Annotated in this window: 13 protein-coding genes and 2 pseudogenes; 9 read left to right on the forward strand and 6 right to left on the reverse strand. The window is 70.9% G+C overall.

Annotation, left to right across the window (positions count from 1 at the left end; genetic code table 11):
* Positions 1–426: 426 nt before the first annotated feature.
* Together serS and ACFO3J_RS21780 are read left to right on the forward strand one after the other, a co-directional pair.
* Positions 427–1,695: pseudogene (gene serS / locus ACFO3J_RS21775) on the forward strand (serine--tRNA ligase); the annotation flags it as partial.
* Positions 1,696–1,775: 80 nt separating this feature from the next.
* Complete coding sequence (locus tag ACFO3J_RS21780) at positions 1,776–2,612, forward strand: HAD family hydrolase (RefSeq protein WP_386431631.1); 837 nt, start codon at positions 1,776–1,778, stop codon at positions 2,610–2,612.
* Here the strand turns inward: ACFO3J_RS21780 and ACFO3J_RS21785 are convergent.
* The 5 genes from ACFO3J_RS21785 to ACFO3J_RS21805 all read right to left on the reverse strand — a co-directional run bounded on the left by ACFO3J_RS21785 (position 2,545) and on the right by ACFO3J_RS21805 (position 7,154).
* On the reverse strand, positions 2,545–3,291 hold the full coding sequence (locus ACFO3J_RS21785) for a rhomboid-like protein (protein ID WP_386431634.1): 747 nt from the start codon (positions 3,289–3,291) through the stop codon (positions 2,545–2,547). The genes ACFO3J_RS21780 and ACFO3J_RS21785 overlap by 68 nt on opposite strands.
* A gap of 145 nt (positions 3,292–3,436) precedes the next feature.
* The gene (locus ACFO3J_RS21790) at positions 3,437–4,312 is read right to left on the reverse strand and encodes an ABC transporter permease subunit (RefSeq protein ID WP_386431637.1); all 876 of its coding nucleotides are present in this window, start codon (positions 4,310–4,312) and stop codon (positions 3,437–3,439) included.
* Between the two features lie 13 nt (positions 4,313–4,325).
* Positions 4,326–5,243: an ABC transporter ATP-binding protein gene (locus tag ACFO3J_RS21795; RefSeq protein ID WP_386431640.1), complete on the reverse strand. Its 918-nt coding sequence runs from the start codon at positions 5,241–5,243 to the stop codon at positions 4,326–4,328.
* On the reverse strand, positions 5,240–6,163 hold the full coding sequence (locus tag ACFO3J_RS21800) for an ABC-2 transporter permease (protein WP_386433017.1): 924 nt from the start codon (positions 6,161–6,163) through the stop codon (positions 5,240–5,242). Before ACFO3J_RS21800 ends, ACFO3J_RS21795 begins: the two co-directional genes overlap by 4 nt.
* A 1-nt stretch (position 6,164) precedes the next feature.
* Complete coding sequence (locus tag ACFO3J_RS21805; protein WP_386431642.1) at positions 6,165–7,154, reverse strand: ABC transporter ATP-binding protein; 990 nt, start codon at positions 7,152–7,154, stop codon at positions 6,165–6,167.
* 199 nt (positions 7,155–7,353) lie between these two features.
* On the opposite strand from ACFO3J_RS21805, the gene ACFO3J_RS21810 reads away from it, so the two are divergent.
* The 6 genes and pseudogenes from ACFO3J_RS21810 (at position 7,354) to ACFO3J_RS21835 (ending at position 12,518) form a co-directional block, all read left to right on the forward strand.
* A complete protein-coding gene (locus tag ACFO3J_RS21810) occupies positions 7,354–9,303 on the forward strand; it encodes an alpha/beta fold hydrolase (RefSeq protein WP_386431645.1) in 1,950 nt (649 codons plus the stop codon).
* A gap of 33 nt (positions 9,304–9,336) precedes the next feature.
* A complete protein-coding gene (locus tag ACFO3J_RS21815) occupies positions 9,337–10,278 on the forward strand; it encodes a MerR family transcriptional regulator (RefSeq protein ID WP_386431648.1) in 942 nt (313 codons plus the stop codon).
* A gap of 44 nt (positions 10,279–10,322) precedes the next feature.
* A pseudogene (locus tag ACFO3J_RS21820) lies at positions 10,323–10,616 on the forward strand (transposase); the annotation flags it as partial.
* Positions 10,617–10,699: 83 nt separating this feature from the next.
* The gene (locus tag ACFO3J_RS21825; protein ID WP_386431651.1) at positions 10,700–10,981 is read left to right on the forward strand and encodes a hypothetical protein; all 282 of its coding nucleotides are present in this window, start codon (positions 10,700–10,702) and stop codon (positions 10,979–10,981) included.
* The gene (locus tag ACFO3J_RS21830) at positions 10,978–11,370 is read left to right on the forward strand and encodes a type II toxin-antitoxin system VapC family toxin (protein WP_386431654.1); all 393 of its coding nucleotides are present in this window, start codon (positions 10,978–10,980) and stop codon (positions 11,368–11,370) included. Before ACFO3J_RS21825 ends, ACFO3J_RS21830 begins: the two co-directional genes overlap by 4 nt.
* A 242-nt stretch (positions 11,371–11,612) precedes the next feature.
* Positions 11,613–12,518, forward strand: a complete 906-nt coding sequence (locus ACFO3J_RS21835; protein ID WP_386431657.1) for an LLM class flavin-dependent oxidoreductase — start codon at positions 11,613–11,615, stop codon at positions 12,516–12,518.
* 72 nt (positions 12,519–12,590) lie between these two features.
* On the opposite strand, the gene ACFO3J_RS21840 is transcribed toward ACFO3J_RS21835, so the two are convergent.
* Positions 12,591–13,475: a DUF72 domain-containing protein gene (locus tag ACFO3J_RS21840; protein WP_386431660.1), complete on the reverse strand. Its 885-nt coding sequence runs from the start codon at positions 13,473–13,475 to the stop codon at positions 12,591–12,593.
* Between the two features lie 265 nt (positions 13,476–13,740).
* Here ACFO3J_RS21840 and mptB point away from each other — a divergent pair, with 265 nt between their 5' ends.
* Entirely contained in the window at positions 13,741–15,348 is a 1,608-nt protein-coding gene (mptB, locus tag ACFO3J_RS21845) for a polyprenol phosphomannose-dependent alpha 1,6 mannosyltransferase MptB (RefSeq protein WP_386431662.1), read from the forward strand.
* The last annotated feature ends 68 nt before the right edge of the window (positions 15,349–15,416 follow it).

A 15,416-nucleotide genomic window follows, 5' to 3' on the forward strand; every position in this document is an offset into this window, starting at 1 on the left:
AGTGATACAGCTCACTCCACGTCACCCCAATTCCCCTCGTGAATCCTTCCGAGGGAACACTTCTCACTCCAAAGAGAGTGTGAGGCCGGTTTGATTGGGGAATCCATGGTCGAACATCGGCCCCGGGAAATGATCTTCGCTCTTCTCCACAGAACTTCCCCACACCCTGTGGACAAGGTGCGGAAATCACGGCCTGCCTGTGGATAACTCACACAGCAAAGCGCCGCGAACGGCCCTCGGGCACCCGGTCAACTCCAGTTCTCCACAGGTCCGCTGACCCGGAGGAGGGATCGGCCCATTACCGTTGACCGCCTCCCCTCTCGGTTATTTTACGAACCTACTGAACTTTTCCGGCGAAGTGGACATTCTACTTATTCCGCCGCTAAACACCTCGCGTCCCGACCCGCTCCCCGGTAACCTGTGACCGTGATTGACCTTCGCTTGCTTCGTGAGGACCCCGACCGTGTGCGAGCCTCCCAGCGCGCCCGTGGAGAGGATGTCGCACTGGTCGACCTGCTGATTTCCGCGGATGAGCGGCGCAGGTCGTCCAGTACCCGCTTCGACGAACTGCGCGCCGAGCAGAAACAACTGGGCAAGCTGATCCCCAAGGCCCAGGGCGAGGAGAAGGCCGGACTCCTCAAGCGCACCAAGGAACTGGCCGACGCCGTGAAGGCCGCCGACACCGAGCAGCACGAAGCCGCCGACGAGGCCCAGCGGCTGCTGCTCAAGCTCGGCAACCTGGTCCACCCCGAGTCGCCGATCGGCGGCGAGGAGGACTTCGTCGTCCTGGAGCAGCACGGCGTCCCGCGCGACTTCGCCGCCGAGGGCTTCGATCCCAAGGACCACCTGGAGCTGGGCGAGCTGCTCGGCGCCATCGACACCGAGCGCGGTGCCAAGGTGTCCGGCTCGCGCTTCTACTATCTGACCGGCGTGGGCGCGCTGCTGGAGCTGGCGCTGGTCAACGCGGCCATCGCGCAGGCCGTCGCGGCCGGCTTCACCCCCATACTCACCCCCAACCTGGTCAAGCCCGCCGCGATGGCCGGCACCGGTTACCTCGGCCAGGTCGAGGAGGATGTCTACTACCTGGAGAAGGACGACCTCTATCTGGTCGGCACCTCCGAGGTCCCCCTCGCCGCTTACCACATGGACGAGATCATCGACGCGGGCCGGCTGCCGCTGCGCTACGCCGGCTTCTCGCCGTGCTATCGGCGCGAGGCGGGCTCGTACGGCAAGGACACCCGGGGCATCATCCGCGTCCACCAGTTCGAAAAGGTGGAGATGTTCGTCTACACCACCCCGGAGGACGCCGAGGCGGAGCACCAGCGGCTGCTCGCCTGGGAGAAGCAGTGGCTGAGCGCTCTGGAGCTGCCCTTCCAGGTGATCGAGCTGGCGTCCGGCGACCTCGGCTCGTCGGCGTCGCGGAAGTTCGACTGCGAGGCGTGGGTCCCGACCCAGGGCAAGTACCGCGAGCTGACCTCGACGTCCAACACCACCGAGTTCCAGTCCCGCCGGCTGAACATCCGGCTGCGTGACGGCGACGGCACCCGGCCGCTGGCCACGCTCAACGGCACCCTGTGCGCGGTGCCGCGCACGATCGTGGCGATTTTGGAGAACCACCAGCTGGCGGACGGTTCGGTCCGTGTACCCGAGGTGCTGCGGCCGTATCTCGGCGGCCGGGAGGTGCTGGAGCCGATCGGGTCGGGCGCCGGCTCGTCGTCCGGCGCCCCGGGCCTCGACTCCACCGCCGCGACCGCCGGTACGTCCGCCGCCGCCAAGTGAACCAGGGCGACAACCCGCCCCCCAGGTCACTGCCCTACCGGCTGATCGCCACCGACCTGGACGGGACACTGCTGCGCCGGGACGCCACCGTCTCGCCGGAGTCACGCGCCGCGCTCGCCGCCGTCACAGCGGCGGGCGCGGCGCACATCGTCGTCACCGGCCGGTCCGTCGCCTGGACCCGGCACATCCTGGACGACCTCGGATACCGGGGACTGGCCGTCTGCGCTCAGGGCGGGCAGGTCTACGACGCGGGCGCGCACCGGCTGCTGACCTCGGTGACGCTGGACCGGCGGGTCGCGGCGCTGGCGCTGGCCAGGATCGAGGCCAAGGCCGGACCGCTCGCGGTGGCCGCCAGCCGGGACGGCCTGGTCGGCGAGGTGCTGATCAGCGACGGCTACGTCTACCACCCCGAGCTGCCGGTCACCCTGATCTCCGACCCCGAGGAGCTCTGGGCCGAGCCGCTCAACAAGATCTACATCCAGCACCCGGCCGGGCTGTCCGACGACGCGCTGGTCGAGGCGGCGCAGGCGGCGGCCGGTGATCTGGTGGGCGTGACCATGGCCGGCCACGGCATCGTGGAGCTGCTGCCGCTGGGACTGACCAAGGCCACCGGCCTGTCGCTGGCAGCCCGGCGGCTCGCAGTGACGGCCGCCGAGACCATCGCCTTCGGCGACATGCCCAATGACCTGCCGATGTTCCGCTGGGCGGGCTACGGCGTGGCGATGGGCAACGCGCACGAGGCCGTCAAGGCGGTCGCCGACGAGGTCACCGCCTCCAACGACGAGGACGGGATCGCGCTGGTGCTGCGCCGGCTGTTCGCCCTGGAGGGGTGACCGCCCAGCAGCACAGGCCGATCAGAAGGGCCGTCAGATGGCCCAGATCGGTGAAGGTCCCCCGGCTGATCACCGGATACGCGAAGAAGGCCAGCACCGCGGCCAGATATCCCCAGCGCCAGGGCCACGGCACCCGGTAGGCCAGCACGCCGACGATGCCGGCCAGGCCGTAGCTGACCCCTATGTCGATGGTGTGCTCCAGTGAGCGCGGCAGCCGCTCGGCGCGGATCCCGGAGAACACCGCCCGCTGGCTGACGAGGGTGGCCCCGACATGGGCCAGCGCGGCGACCAGCAGCCAGCGGGCGGTGCCCAGCCAGCGCTCGGCGGTGGCGTGCAGCAGCTCGAAGAGGACGGCGTAGAAGACGAAGCCGGACGGGGTCTCGATCCACAGGGCGCTGGCTATCAGGACTCTGATCGGGTGATGGCCCAGTTCGTCCAGGTTGGTGCTGACGCTGTGCAGGAGATACGACCGCAGGTGGGACGGCAGCCCCGCGGCCACACAGGTGGTGGCGGCCAGCACCGCCAGCCACAGGTGGGTGCCGGGCGAGGAGGGCACCCAGCCCGTGAGGAACCGCCGCACGTCGCCCGGGGTGTACCGGCGGCGCCTGGCGGCCGGGGGGAACGCGCGGCCCTGCGGGGGCGGGGAGGTCTCCTCGACCTCCGGTATCTTCGGGGCCATCCCTGTCAGTCTTATCCGACGATCCGTGAGCCCGCCGGGCGAGCGGGCTCACGGGCGGCGGGGAAAGGAGCCCGGTAAGGACCGGGCTCCCATGGTGCGTATCCCTTACCGGGCGCTGCCCCCGCGTCGACGCCGCCCGTGCGGGCTACTCGTCGCCGGCCAGCTTCAGGGTGCGCAGCCTGCGGCCCGCGAACCAGGTGGCCGCGGCCGTCACGACCAGCAGCATCACCACCGAGGTCGTCAGCCCCACATCGGAGCTGACCTGGTCCCCGTCGGCGATCTTCTGCGCGATGGCGAGCGACCACTGCTGGACGCTGAGCGTACGGGCGCCGGGTACGTAATTGCCGATCACCGACTCCCACAGCAGCGCGTAGACCAGTCCGGCCACCACCGCGTGCCGGGTGAGCACCCCGAGCATCAGGAAGATCGCGGAGTAGGCGATGGAGGCCACCGCCGCCGCGATCGCGAAGGCGACCGCCAGGTGCTGGCTGGAGCCGTCGAGGATGTATCCGGCCAGCAGGGTGGGCACCGCGCAGAAGAGGACGGTGACACCGATCGCGACCAGCAGCTTGGTGACGATGATCGTGCCCCGTTTGACCGGTTTGGCCAGCAGGTACACGATCGCGCCGTCGTCGATCTCCGGCCCGATCGCGCCGGTGCCGGCGATGACGCCGACCAGCGGCACCATCGCGCTCAGCGCGAATCCCTGCAGCAGGCCGGCCGCGGTGCCGTCGTCCGCGCCGGTCAGCGCGCGTACCGCGGCCACGATGACCAGCAGCAGCAGCGGCAGCGCGAACAGCAGCAGGGCCCGGCGGCGGCCGAGCAGGCCGCGGTAGGTGAGCCGGGCCACCGTGGGGTGGTAGAAGGGCAGGCCGGAGGCCCTGCTCAGCGGTGGGCGGGCACCGATCGGTGCGTACGGACCGATAGTGGGACCGGCCGGACGGCCGGGGCCGGCGGGAGTATCGGAACGGGCGGGTCCTGGCGCGGCGGCCGGATCGGCGCCGGCGGTGTTGGCGGGCATCAGTGTCGGCTCCTTACGCCGTGACCAGATAGGAGAAGACGCTCTCCAGGGACTCGTCGGACGGCGAGACCGTGAAGAGCCGGATGCCGTGGTCACGGGCGATCCGGGGCAGGAACTCGGTGAAGCCGGCGAAGTCGACGGCCTGGACGAGCAGCGCCTTTTCGGTGCGGTCCAACTCGATCGCCGCGGTGGACGCGTGCGCGATCAGCGCGGACGCGAGAGCGCGGTCGTCGCTGGACCGCACGAGATAGCGGTGCGGGCGGTCCGTCATCAGCCGGCGGATCTTGCGGAAGTCGCCGGACGCGGCGTGCCGGCCCGCCACCACGACTTCGATGTGGTGGGCGAGTTGCTCGACCTCCTCCAGGATGTGCGAGGAGAACAGCACCGTTCGGCCGTCGGCGCCCATCCGGCGCAGCAACTCCATCAACTGGAGGCGCTGCCGGGGGTCCATGCCGTTGAACGGCTCGTCGAGCAGCAGCACGGACGGGTCGTGGACGAGCGCGGACGCCATCTTGGCGCGCTGCCGCATGCCCTTGCTGTACGTCTCGATCCGCCGGTCCTGGGCGTACTCCATCTCCACGGTGGCCAGCGCCCGCTGGGCCGCGGCGCCGGGTTCGGGCAGTCCGTGCAGCTCGGCGTTGGCGACGACGAACTCCCGGGCGGTCAGGAAGTCGTACATCGACTCCCGCTCGGGCACGATGCCGATCTCGCGGTACGCCTGCTCGTTGCGCCAGATGGCGACGCCGTCGAGGGCGACCGCGCCGGTGGAGGGCGCCAGGAAGCCCGCCATCATGTTGATCAGGGTGGACTTGCCGGCGCCGTTGGGGCCGAGCAGTCCGGTCACCCCGGGGCCGATGCTCATGGTGATGTCGTTGACGGCCACCACATTGCCGAACCAGCGGGAGACCTTGTCGATGCTGATCGTCGTCATGACAGGCCCACCTTGCCGTAGCGGCGCATCAGCAGACCGAAGCAGCCGGTGATCAGGCCGACGACGACGAGCAGGTAGACCGCGCCGGCCAGTCCGTCGGGCGGCCCGGAGGCCTGGGGGAAGGCGGAGGTCGCGCCGAGGAACCAGTTGGAGAAGCCGTCGATCAGGGTGATCGGCGAGAAGACGCCGAGCCAGCCGATCACGTGGGGGTTCTCCTGGGCGGCGGCGACGCCCTGGACGGCGGAGACCGCGCCGTAGCTGATCACGAACAGGGCGATGATCGCGGCGACGCCGAAGCCGCGGCGCGGGGTCACGGCTGCTATCACCAGGCCGATGCCGGCGAACAGCAGGGACAGCAGGAGCACGGACAGCAGTCCCTTCGCGAACCCGGACGTCTGGGAGGCGAAGCCGAGCTTCGCCAGCAGCGCGCCGACGTAGAGGATGAGGAGGGGGAGCGCGGTCAGCAGGAACAGCGCGGTGGTGAGCGCCGCGTACTTGGCGGCCACGTAGTCGACGCGCTCGATGGGCCGGGAGAAGTACAGCGGGGTGGTCTTGAAGCGCAGGTCGCGGGACACGGCCTGCGGGGCCTGCGAGGCGACGAACAGGGTGATGACGGCCTGCATGATCACGGCGTAGCGGGTGTACTGGACCGGCAGCTTGCTCATGTCGGCGAACACCGCCACCGCCACCATGATCAGGGCCGGGGCGCACATCACACCCAGCAGGATCATCGGCAGCACCTTGGACTTGGCGCTGCGTCCCAGGCCGTAGGCGCCGCGCAGACTCTGGCTGTACAGCGAGCAGCGGGCGTAGCCGCGGCCGAGCCGGGGGCCGTCGTACTCGCGGTAGCCGATGTTGTGGATGACGTCGGCGGGGGCGTGGGGAGTGGGCGAGGCGCCCGGCGGCGGCGTCGTGGCCACGTCAGGTTGCGTCACGGCCTTCTCCTTCCTGGTCCTGGCTCGGGTGGCCGCTGGGGAGGCCGTTCATGGGCCCGGTCGGGTAGTCGGTGGGGACATCGGTGAAGAGTTCGGCGATGCGGTGGCGGCGCTGCTCCATCCGCACCAGGCCGACGCCGAGCCGGGCGACCGCGTCGCGGACCAGGTCGTACGTCTCCTCGTCCGCTATGTCGACCATCAGCAGGTGGCCGCCGGCCTGCGCGGTCAGGCCCCCGGCGGTCAGCAGTGCCAGCAGTTCCTGCTCGCGGTCGGTCACCTCGACCGCGAGAGAGCCGGTCGCCTGGGTGAAGTCGCTGGTGGAGGAGGCACGCAGCAGTTGGCCGCCGTCGATCACCACGATGTGGTCGCTGGTGCGCTCCAGCTCGCCGAGCAGGTGGGAGGTGACCAGTACCGAGATGCCGAAGTCGGTGTGGATGCGGCGGATCAGGCCCAGCATCTCGTCCCGGCCGGCCGGGTCCAGGCCGTTGGTGGGCTCGTCCAGCAGCACCAGCTCGGGGTCGTGCACCAGGGCCTGGGCCAGCTTCACCCGCTGCTTCATACCGGTGGAGTAGCCGCCCATCGGGCGGTACCGCTCTTCATAGAGGCCGACGTGCCGCAGCGTGTCGGCGGTTCGTTCACGAGCCGCGGTGGGCGGCAGCCCGGACATCCGGGCCATGTGCACGACGAACTCGGTCGCCGAGACATCGGGCGGCAGGCAGTCGTGCTCGGGCATGTAGCCGACCAGAGCGCGGATCTCGGCCCCCGCGGTGGCCACGTCGAGCCCGAGCACGGCGGCACGACCCTCGGTGGCCGGGGAGAGCCCCAGCAGAATCTTGATCAGGGTCGATTTACCGGCGCCGTTCGCGCCCACCAGACCGGTCACTCCCGGCGTGATGTCGACGGTCAGCCGGTCGAGCGCGGTCACCCGTGGGTACCGCTTGCTCAGGCCTTCGGTAGCGATCACTGTCACGTGCATGACCGTAGTGGTACGCACCACACCCGGTCGTCCCCCGGGGGTCGCGGATCGGGCTACTTCTCCGGGCTGACGTTCCCGTAGGGGTCGGCGGAGTTTTCCACAGGCCGGTGACGGGGGTCTTGAAACTGTCAGCCCTCGCTGTCACATTGAGTGATGTCATCGTTGTGGCGGGTGCGGGGGAAGGGCCGGGTGGGCGGCAATGGGTGGTGTGGGTAGTGCGGATGGTGTCGGTGCCGTGAGTGGTGGCCGTGTTGGAAGCGGCGCCGGTGACGGGGGCGGCGTTCCCGCAGGAGGCGGGCGGGTCCGGGAGCGGTTCGTCACGGGGGCGGACGGAGTGCGGCTGTGCGTCGCGGAGTTCGGGGTCGTGGACGATGCCCCAGGCGCGGAGGACCGCGCCGGGGACGCCGGGACCGCCCAGGCCTTCCGGCCGACGGTGATGCTGCTGCACGGGTATCCGGACAGCAAAGAGGTCTGGTCGGAAGTCGCCGGGCTGCTGGCCGGTCGCTTCCATGTGGTGCTCTACGACGTGCGGGGGCACGGCCGGTCCGGTGCGCCCGAGCCGCTCAGGGGCGGCTTCACCCTGGAGAAGCTGACCGCGGACTTCCTGGCGGTCGCCGAGGCGGTCAGCCCGGACCGGCCGGTTCATCTGGTGGGCCACGACTGGGGGTCGGTGCAGGGCTGGGAGTTCGCCACGGTCGCCGCCACCGACGGCCGGCTCGCCTCGTTCACCTCGATCTCGGGACCGTCCCTGGACCACTTCGGTCACTGGATCCGCCGCCGGACACGGCATCCCACCCCCCGCGGCGCCGCCCACGTCCTCGGCCAGGGCCTCAAGTCCTGGTATGTGTACGCGCTGCACACCCCGCTGCTGCCGGAACTCGTCTGGCGCGGCCCGCTCGGCAGGCGATGGCCCAAACTGCTGGCCCGCAGCGAGAAACTGCCCGCCGACGGCTACCCGACGGCCTCGCTGCCCGAGGACGCCGCCCATGGCGCCTGGCTCTACCGGGACAACGTCCGCCGGCGGCTGGGCAGTCCGCGCACCGACGCCTACGCCCGGGTGCCGGTGCAGCTGATCGTCCCGACCGATGACGCCTTCCTGTCCGAGCGGCTCTACGACGACCTCGACCGGTGGGTGCCGGACCTCACCCGCCGCGTCCTGCCGGCCAAGCACTGGGTGCCGCGCTCCCGGCCGGAGCAACTGGCCCGCTGGATCGGCGATTTCGTCACCGGGACACCGGAAGACGCCGAGTCCGTGAGCCACCCGATCACACCGCGCCGGGTCTCCTTCGACTGGGGGCGGACCCCGCTGCACTGGATTCCGGACGAGCCGACGGCGACGCACGTCATCAATGTGCTGCATCTGCTGCTGCCCGCGGGCGAGCGGTGGTTCGTCAAGGTGTTCAAGGAGGCCCTGCCACTCGTCAGCGACGAGGCGCTGCTGAAGGACGTCAAGGGATTCATGGGGCAGGAGGCCACCCACAGCGTCCAGCACGCGTACGTCCTGGACCACCTGGCGCAGCAGCACCTCGACACCAGCAGTTACACCCGGCAGGTGGAGTGGATGTTCGACGCGCTGCTCGGCGGCACCCCGCCCTGGGGCCTGCCCGTCCAGGACCGCGCGTGGCTGCGGTTCCGGCTGTCGCTGATCGCCGCGATCGAGCACTTCACCGCGGTCCTCGGCGACTGGATCCTGGACGCCGACGCCCTGGACCGGATCGGCGCCGACGAGGTCATGCTCGATCTGCTGCGCTGGCACGGGGCGGAGGAGGTCGAGCACCGGGCGGTCGCCTTCGACATGTATCAGCACGCCGGCGGCAAGGGCGCGGCCCGCTATCTGCGCCGGGCCGAAGGGATGGCGGTGGCCGGGCCGATGCTGTTCTACCTGTGGGTGAGCGGCGCCCGGTACATGATGCGGCACGACCCGGGGGCCACCGAGGAGAAGTACCGCTTCCGGGACCACCGGGCCGCGGCCCGCCGCGGGCTGCTGCCGTCGTGGGCCTCGCTGGCGGCCGCGACGCCCCGCTACCTGCGCCGGTCGTACCATCCGTCGCAGGAGGGTTCGTTGCGCAAGGCCGTCGAGTACCTGGCGATATCCCCGGCGGCGCAGGCCGCCACCGCCAAGCCGACGGGCAGCGCCGCGGCCTCCTGACCGAGTGCATCCGGGCGACCGAGGAGTGAAGGCGTGAGCACCGCCGCCGAGCAGCGCGCGTACCGGATCGAGGACCTGGCCCACGCGAGCGGGACCACGGTCCGCAACATCCGGGCGTACACCGACCGCGGGCTGCTCCCGAGACCTGAGCGCCGCGGCCGGGCCAATGTGTACGGCGACACGCACCTGGCCCGGCTGCGGCAGATCGCCGACCTGCTGGAGCGCGGTTACACCCTGGCCAACATCAAGGAGCTGCTGGCCGCCTGGGACACCGGCACTGGTCTGGGCGGAGTGCTCGGCCTGGTGCACGAGGTGGACCGGCCCTGGTCGGACGAACGGCCGGCCCGGATCGGTCTGGCCGAGTTGGTGGCGGCGTTCGGCGGGGTGAGCGACCCGGCGGCCGTACGGGAGGCCCTGCGGCTCGGCGTACTGGAGCCGGTGCCCGGCAGCGACGACGAGTTCCTGGTGCCGAGCCCGCAGGAACTCGCGGTGGCCGCCGAACTGCACGCCGCCGGGGTGCCGCTGCCGGCGATCGCCGGCCATCTCGGCGAGTTGCGCTCCCAGGTGGAGCACATCTCGGAGCGATTTCTGGAGTTCACCACCGAGTACGTCTTCCAACGGTTCCTGCGGCACCCGCCGACCGACGCCGAGGCGGAGGAGGCGGCCGAACTGATCCGCCGGCTGCGCCCGCTGGCCCAGCAGACGGTGGACGCGGAACTCGCCCGGGCGATGCGGACGCGTGCCACCGAGCACATCCGCCGGCACCTCGGCGACGCCCTCCCGCCCGCCGAGCCCGCCCCGGGCCCGGCCAGGCCTTCCGGCGAGGACGCCACCGTCCCGGTCCCGCTGCCCGAGGCCACCGTCGCCGCCGTCCGCGCCCTGGTCGGCGCCGACCGGACGCCCGCGTTCGTGGCGGCCGCCACCGACCGCGAAGTCGCCGCCCGCCGGATGGACGCACTCACCCTCCGGGACTGACCCCCTGCCCGACCGGCGCCGCCGTCAACCGCTCCACCTACCCGCATACGGCGGCCAGCGACTCCTGCGACGCACCGCTCTCGCGCGGCCCGGGTCCCGGACAAGCTGGAGACAGCCCCCCAGTTCCCGGCCGTGCTTGACAAGATCCGTGTACGCGGCCCGGTTGGCCGCCTCCGCACCCGGCCACCGGCCGTCGCAGCGGACAGGGCCTACTCCTCCGAGAGCAACCGGGCCTACTTACGCCGCCGTACATCACCGCGGTGATCCCGGACAAGGTCGACCAGCAGGCCAACCCCACGAACAAGGGCTCAGCCGGCGGACGGCCGGTCATCTACGACAAGACAGGATCACGGTGCTCAGTCGCATAGCCCGAGCCTATGGGCGAGGATGGATTCACACATCATGTACTACACTGGGTGTCATGGATGCTCCCCGCTCCGGAAAAACCCGGGTCACCAGCGTTTCACTGCGCGCGGAGACGCTGGAGGCGATTCGCTCGCGCGCGGGCAAGCAGGGTGTGTCCGCGTACATTGAGGAAGCCGTACAGCGTCAGCTCCAGCGTGAGGCTGTGGACGAGTACATCGCGGAGTACGAAGCTGAGCACGGTCCCGTTGACCAGGCCGAGGTAGCGGCGCGGGCGGAGAGAATCAGGGCGCATCACGCAGCACACCGTGGCGAGACCACGCCGGCGGACGCTGCGTGAGCGGCACTCTCGTCCTGGACAGCGAAGCCCTGTCGAAGCTGTCCCGGCGGCACCATGACATGACGGTTTGGCTGGATGTAGCTCGAACTCTCGATCTGCTGGTCGTGACCAGTGCGGCAACCCTGGTCGAGGCGCGCGATCCCAAGGTTGTCCAGGCAGCGTTCGACTTCGCGGTCTCCCTCACCAAAGTACGACCGATCACGGAAGAGATCGCCCGCGCCGCGAGCAAGCTCCTGGCGACGGAGGGACTTCACGGGCACAAGTACGCCATCGACGCGATGCTGGCTGCTACCGCACACGCAGAACACGGCGATGTGACGGTCGTGACCAGCGATGTGGACGACCTGCGTCGACTCTGCCATTCCCGCGTCGCAGTCGAGGCGATCTGACACCTGACGTCTGCACGCACAGACACAGTTCTTATCGGAGTACCTGCAGGTCAGCCCATCATCCATGAACGAGGCTCGACTGAGGTCGTCCTGGTCGGGAAGCGGACAACGGGGAAGCGGCCGCCGACCGGTGCGCGGGCAGGGAGTTCGGTGCGGACCGCGATCCGGCGGGTGGACGCCACGAGTGGCGGACGGCAAGACCGTCCTGTCAGCTGGAAATACGGCCCCGTAGGCTCGCCCGCATGAGCCTGCGTCTGAGCACTGTGATCCTGCCGATCTACCGCTGGAACGAGCAGGGCCGGGAGGTGTGGAAGCGGGCCGAGGCGCTGGGGTTCCACGCCGCTTACACCTACGACCACCTGTCGTGGCGGATCCCGTTCCGGGACAGGACATGGTTCGGAGCCGTCCCGACGCTGACCGCCGCGGCCGGTGTGACGGAGCGTATGCGGTTGGGCACCCTCGTAACCTCCCCCAATTTCCGCCATCCGGTGCCGTTCGCGAAAGAGCTGATGACGCTGGACGACGTCAGCGACGGGCGGCTGACGCTCGGGATCGGGGCCGGCGGGACCGGGTTCGACGCCGAGGTGCTCGGACAGCAGCCCTGGTCGCCGAAGGAGCGCGCCGACCGGTTCGCCGAGTTCGTGGAGCTCCTCGACCGGCTGCTCGTCCAGGACGACACCACCTCCGACGGCCGCTTCTACTCCGCGATCGAGGCCCGCGACATCCCCGGCTGCGTGCAGGACCCCCGTCTGCCGTTCGCGGTGGCCGCCACCGGCCCGCGCGGCATGCGACTCGCCGCGAAGTACGGCCAGGCGTGGGTGACCACAGGGGACCCGAGCGTGTTCGAGGAGGGCACCCCGGAGCAGTCCCTCGCCGCCGTCCGCGGCCAGGTCGAGCGTGTCTCCGCCGCCCTCGCCGCCGAGGGCCGCGACCCGGCCGATGTGCCGAAGATCTTCCTCACCGGCTTCACCCCCGCGTACGCCGAGCCCTTCACCTCGGTCGATGCCTTCGTGGACTTCGCCGGACGCCACGCGGAGGCGGGCATCGATGAGATCGTGCTGCACTGGCCGGTGGCCGACACGATCTTCGGCCACGACCCCGATGTCTTCGAGCGGATCGCCACCGAAGCTCCGCCCCAGCTCAGCTGATTCGCTCCGCCGTCGTCACCGGCTCCGCACCCCGGCCGGTCCCGTGGCGCCGCACGGATGGCCGCACCCGCCTCAGCTCACGGCCGGTGCGCGGACACCGAGCAGCTCGCCCATCGACTCCGCCGCGCGGACAGCGGCGTCGGCGCAGCAGTTGTTGAAGAGGACGTGCACCTCCTGTGCCCGGTCGGCCAACGCGCGGATGCGCGGTGTCCACTCGGACAGTTCCCCGGGCGTGTAGGAGTGGCGGAACCTCTCCTCCTTGGTGCCCGTGCCCCAGGCGCTGCTGCGGCCGTGGAAGCGCACCACCGCGAGCGCGGGCGTGGTGACCCGCGCGATCGGAGGTACGGAGGTGGGGAGCGTCTGCACCATGTCGACGGCCACCGCCGACATGTCCAGTTCCGTCACCAGCGCGGTGGTCGCGGCGACATGGTCCTCCCGCCACCAGCCGGGATGCCGGAACTCCACGGCCACCGGCCAGCCCGCGGCGCGCTCACGGCACTGCCGCAGGACCGCCGCCGCCGGCCTCCCGGGCGCGAGTTGCCGCGGGAACTGGAACAGCAGGGTTCCCAGGCGACCGGCCCGGCGCAGGGGTTCGAGGGCGCCGCTGAACCGGTCCCACACCTCGTCGAGCAGACCGGGATCGACGCCGCCTCGCTGCTGGCGGGCAAGGGCCGGGCGCAGTTCGACCGGGAGCGCGCCCGGCCGCGTCGGATGGCCGGTCAGCAGGGAGAAGGCCTTGACGTCGAAGCGGAAGCCTTCGGGGGTGCGTTCGGCCCACAGGATGCTGTTGCGGGCGCTCGGCAGGCCGTAGTAGGTGGCGTCCACTTCCACCACCGGGAACCGCGAGGCGTAGTGCCGCAGCCTGCCCTCGGCGTCGCGGTGGCCCGCCGGATACCAGCCGCTGGACACCAGCGCCTTGTCCGTCCACGAGCAGGTGCCGACCCGGATCTCTCCCATTCCGCCCGCCTTCCCCGGCGCGACGCCACCAAGGCCCCACATACCACCGGGACATCGTGGGACACGCCCGTGGGCGGGGCCTGAAGGCGAGTTCGTCGGCCTGCCGCCGGATCTTCGGCTGTTGTTCCCGCTGTGGACCGACCGGACGAGTGTGCTCGGGTGATCCGGCGACGCGACGCGACATGGCGAAGTACAGCGGCTCCGGCGCGCACCGGAGCCGGGACCGGTGGAGGACGCGTTCCGCCGTTCAATCGCAAGGACGTCGATGGATGATTCTCCGGAGATACGCGGTGCCGAGACGCTCAAGGCGGCGTCCGACGAGGCGCTCCGGCACCGATGGCTGGGCGCCGGCGGGGCCGTCGCGCTGAGCCTGGCCAGCGGTTGGGCGGGGGCGCTGCCGGTGTATCACCCGTTGTCCCACTGGTTCGCGCCGCAGTCGGCGCAGACCCTGGCCGCGGCGGTGGTCGGCTATGCCGGCCTGATCGTCCTGGTGACCTCCTGGTGGCGGCTGGGGCAGCTTTCGGCTTCCGGTTCGGCCGTCAGCCCGCGCGAGATGCTCGTCACTCTCTGGTGGTGGGCGGCGCCGTTGGCCCTCGGCGCGCCCATGTTCAGCCGGGACGTCTACAGCTATGTGGCCCAGGGCGCGATGGCCGCACGGGGATGGGACGTCTACGCGGGCGGGCCGTCGGTGCTCCCCGGGCCGATCAGCGCGGGGGTGGACTGGCTCTGGCGGGACACCCCGGCGCCGTACGGTCCGGTGTTCGTGTGGCTGGCCGCCCAGGTGCTGCGGGTGACCGGCGAGCACGTCTTCGCGGCGCTGGTGGGCATGCGGCTGCTGGCGGTGAGCGGCTTCGCCCTGGTCGTATGGGCGGTGCGCCGCCTGGCTGCGGCGGCCGGGGTGTGCGAGGCCAGCGCCCTGTGGCTGGCGGTGCTCAACCCCTTGGTGCTGGTGCATCTGGTGGGCGGGGCCCACAACGACGCGGTGATGCTGGGATTGATGCTGTCCGGCCTGGTGCTTGCCCGTAGCGGGCGGCTGGCCTGGGGGGCGGTCCTCATCACGCTGGCCATGCTGGTGAAGGTGCCGGCCGGGTTCGCGCTGCTCTTCCTGATACCCGAGCAGTTCGGCGGACGCAGCGGGCTGCTGCGACGCGCGGCCGTCGTGGCGACGACCTCCGCCGCGACCGTGGTGGTGGCCACCTGGGTGCTCGGCTACGGCTACGGCTGGCTCTCGGCGCTGAGCACTCCGGCGGACTCTCCCGGGGTGCTGTCCCTCACGGCGGACCTCGGCAACGTGCTCGGCGCCCTCGTGGAGCCGCTGGGCCTGGCGGCTCCGCACACCGTCGAGGCGGCCACCCGGCTGGCGGGGGTCGCCGGGGCACTCATCGCCATGCCGTTCTGGTTGTGGCGGATGCCGAGACTCGGTCCCGAGCGGGCGCTCGGCGTGGCACTGCTGACGGTGGTGGTCCTGGCCCCGGCTGTGCAGCCCTGGTACTTCCTGTGGGGGCTGCTGCCCATCGCCGTCACGGCCCCCGGCGGGCGGGCCAGGACACGGCTCGCGGCGGGTTCGATCGCCTTGGTCTTCGTCGTGTTCCTGCGCGGCCAGGCCCCCGGTGCGGCCTACGCCGCCTGCTGCTTCACGGGAGCGGCCGTCGCGTTGGTGACGCTCTACCGCTTCGACCCGGTCGCCGGATCCACCTGGCGCCTCGCCCTGACCCACCGCCGGTCCATTTCCCCGCCGCTTCCGCTGCCCCTTCTCCCGCCTCCGCCGAGCCGCCCCGGCGAGCGCGACAGATACCCGTCCCCTTCCTTTCTCGGCAGCCGGCGCCCGACCGGATACATCAGACGCCTGCGCAGACCGGCCCGCGACGCCTGAGGGAGGAGCCGACCGGCCTCAGGACCGTGCGGCGCGTCAACTCAACGGATTCCCTCAGCCCGCTCCCT

The organism is Streptomyces polygonati, from assembly GCF_042650325.1.
Classification (GTDB): domain Bacteria; phylum Actinomycetota; class Actinomycetes; order Streptomycetales; family Streptomycetaceae; genus Actinacidiphila; species Actinacidiphila polygonati.

Excerpts from the sequence above, each read along its gene's own strand:
- ACFO3J_RS21785 (WP_386431634.1), bottom strand. The coding sequence starts at position 3,291 with ATGGCCCCGAAGATACCGGAGGTCGAGGAGACCTCCCCGCCCCCGCAG.
- ACFO3J_RS21840 (WP_386431660.1), bottom strand. The coding sequence starts at position 13,475 with ATGGGAGAGATCCGGGTCGGCACCTGCTCGTGGACGGACAAGGCGCTG.
- ACFO3J_RS21805 (WP_386431642.1), bottom strand. The coding sequence starts at position 7,154 with ATGCACGTGACAGTGATCGCTACCGAAGGCCTGAGCAAGCGGTACCCA.
- ACFO3J_RS21835 (WP_386431657.1), top strand. The coding sequence starts at position 11,613 with ATGAGCCTGCGTCTGAGCACTGTGATCCTGCCGATCTACCGCTGGAAC.
- ACFO3J_RS21825 (WP_386431651.1), top strand. The coding sequence starts at position 10,700 with ATGGATGCTCCCCGCTCCGGAAAAACCCGGGTCACCAGCGTTTCACTG.
- mptB (WP_386431662.1), top strand. The coding sequence starts at position 13,741 with ATGGATGATTCTCCGGAGATACGCGGTGCCGAGACGCTCAAGGCGGCG.
- ACFO3J_RS21810 (WP_386431645.1), top strand. The coding sequence starts at position 7,354 with ATGGGTGGTGTGGGTAGTGCGGATGGTGTCGGTGCCGTGAGTGGTGGC.
- ACFO3J_RS21790 (WP_386431637.1), bottom strand. The coding sequence starts at position 4,312 with ATGCCCGCCAACACCGCCGGCGCCGATCCGGCCGCCGCGCCAGGACCC.
- ACFO3J_RS21795 (WP_386431640.1), bottom strand. The coding sequence starts at position 5,243 with ATGACGACGATCAGCATCGACAAGGTCTCCCGCTGGTTCGGCAATGTG.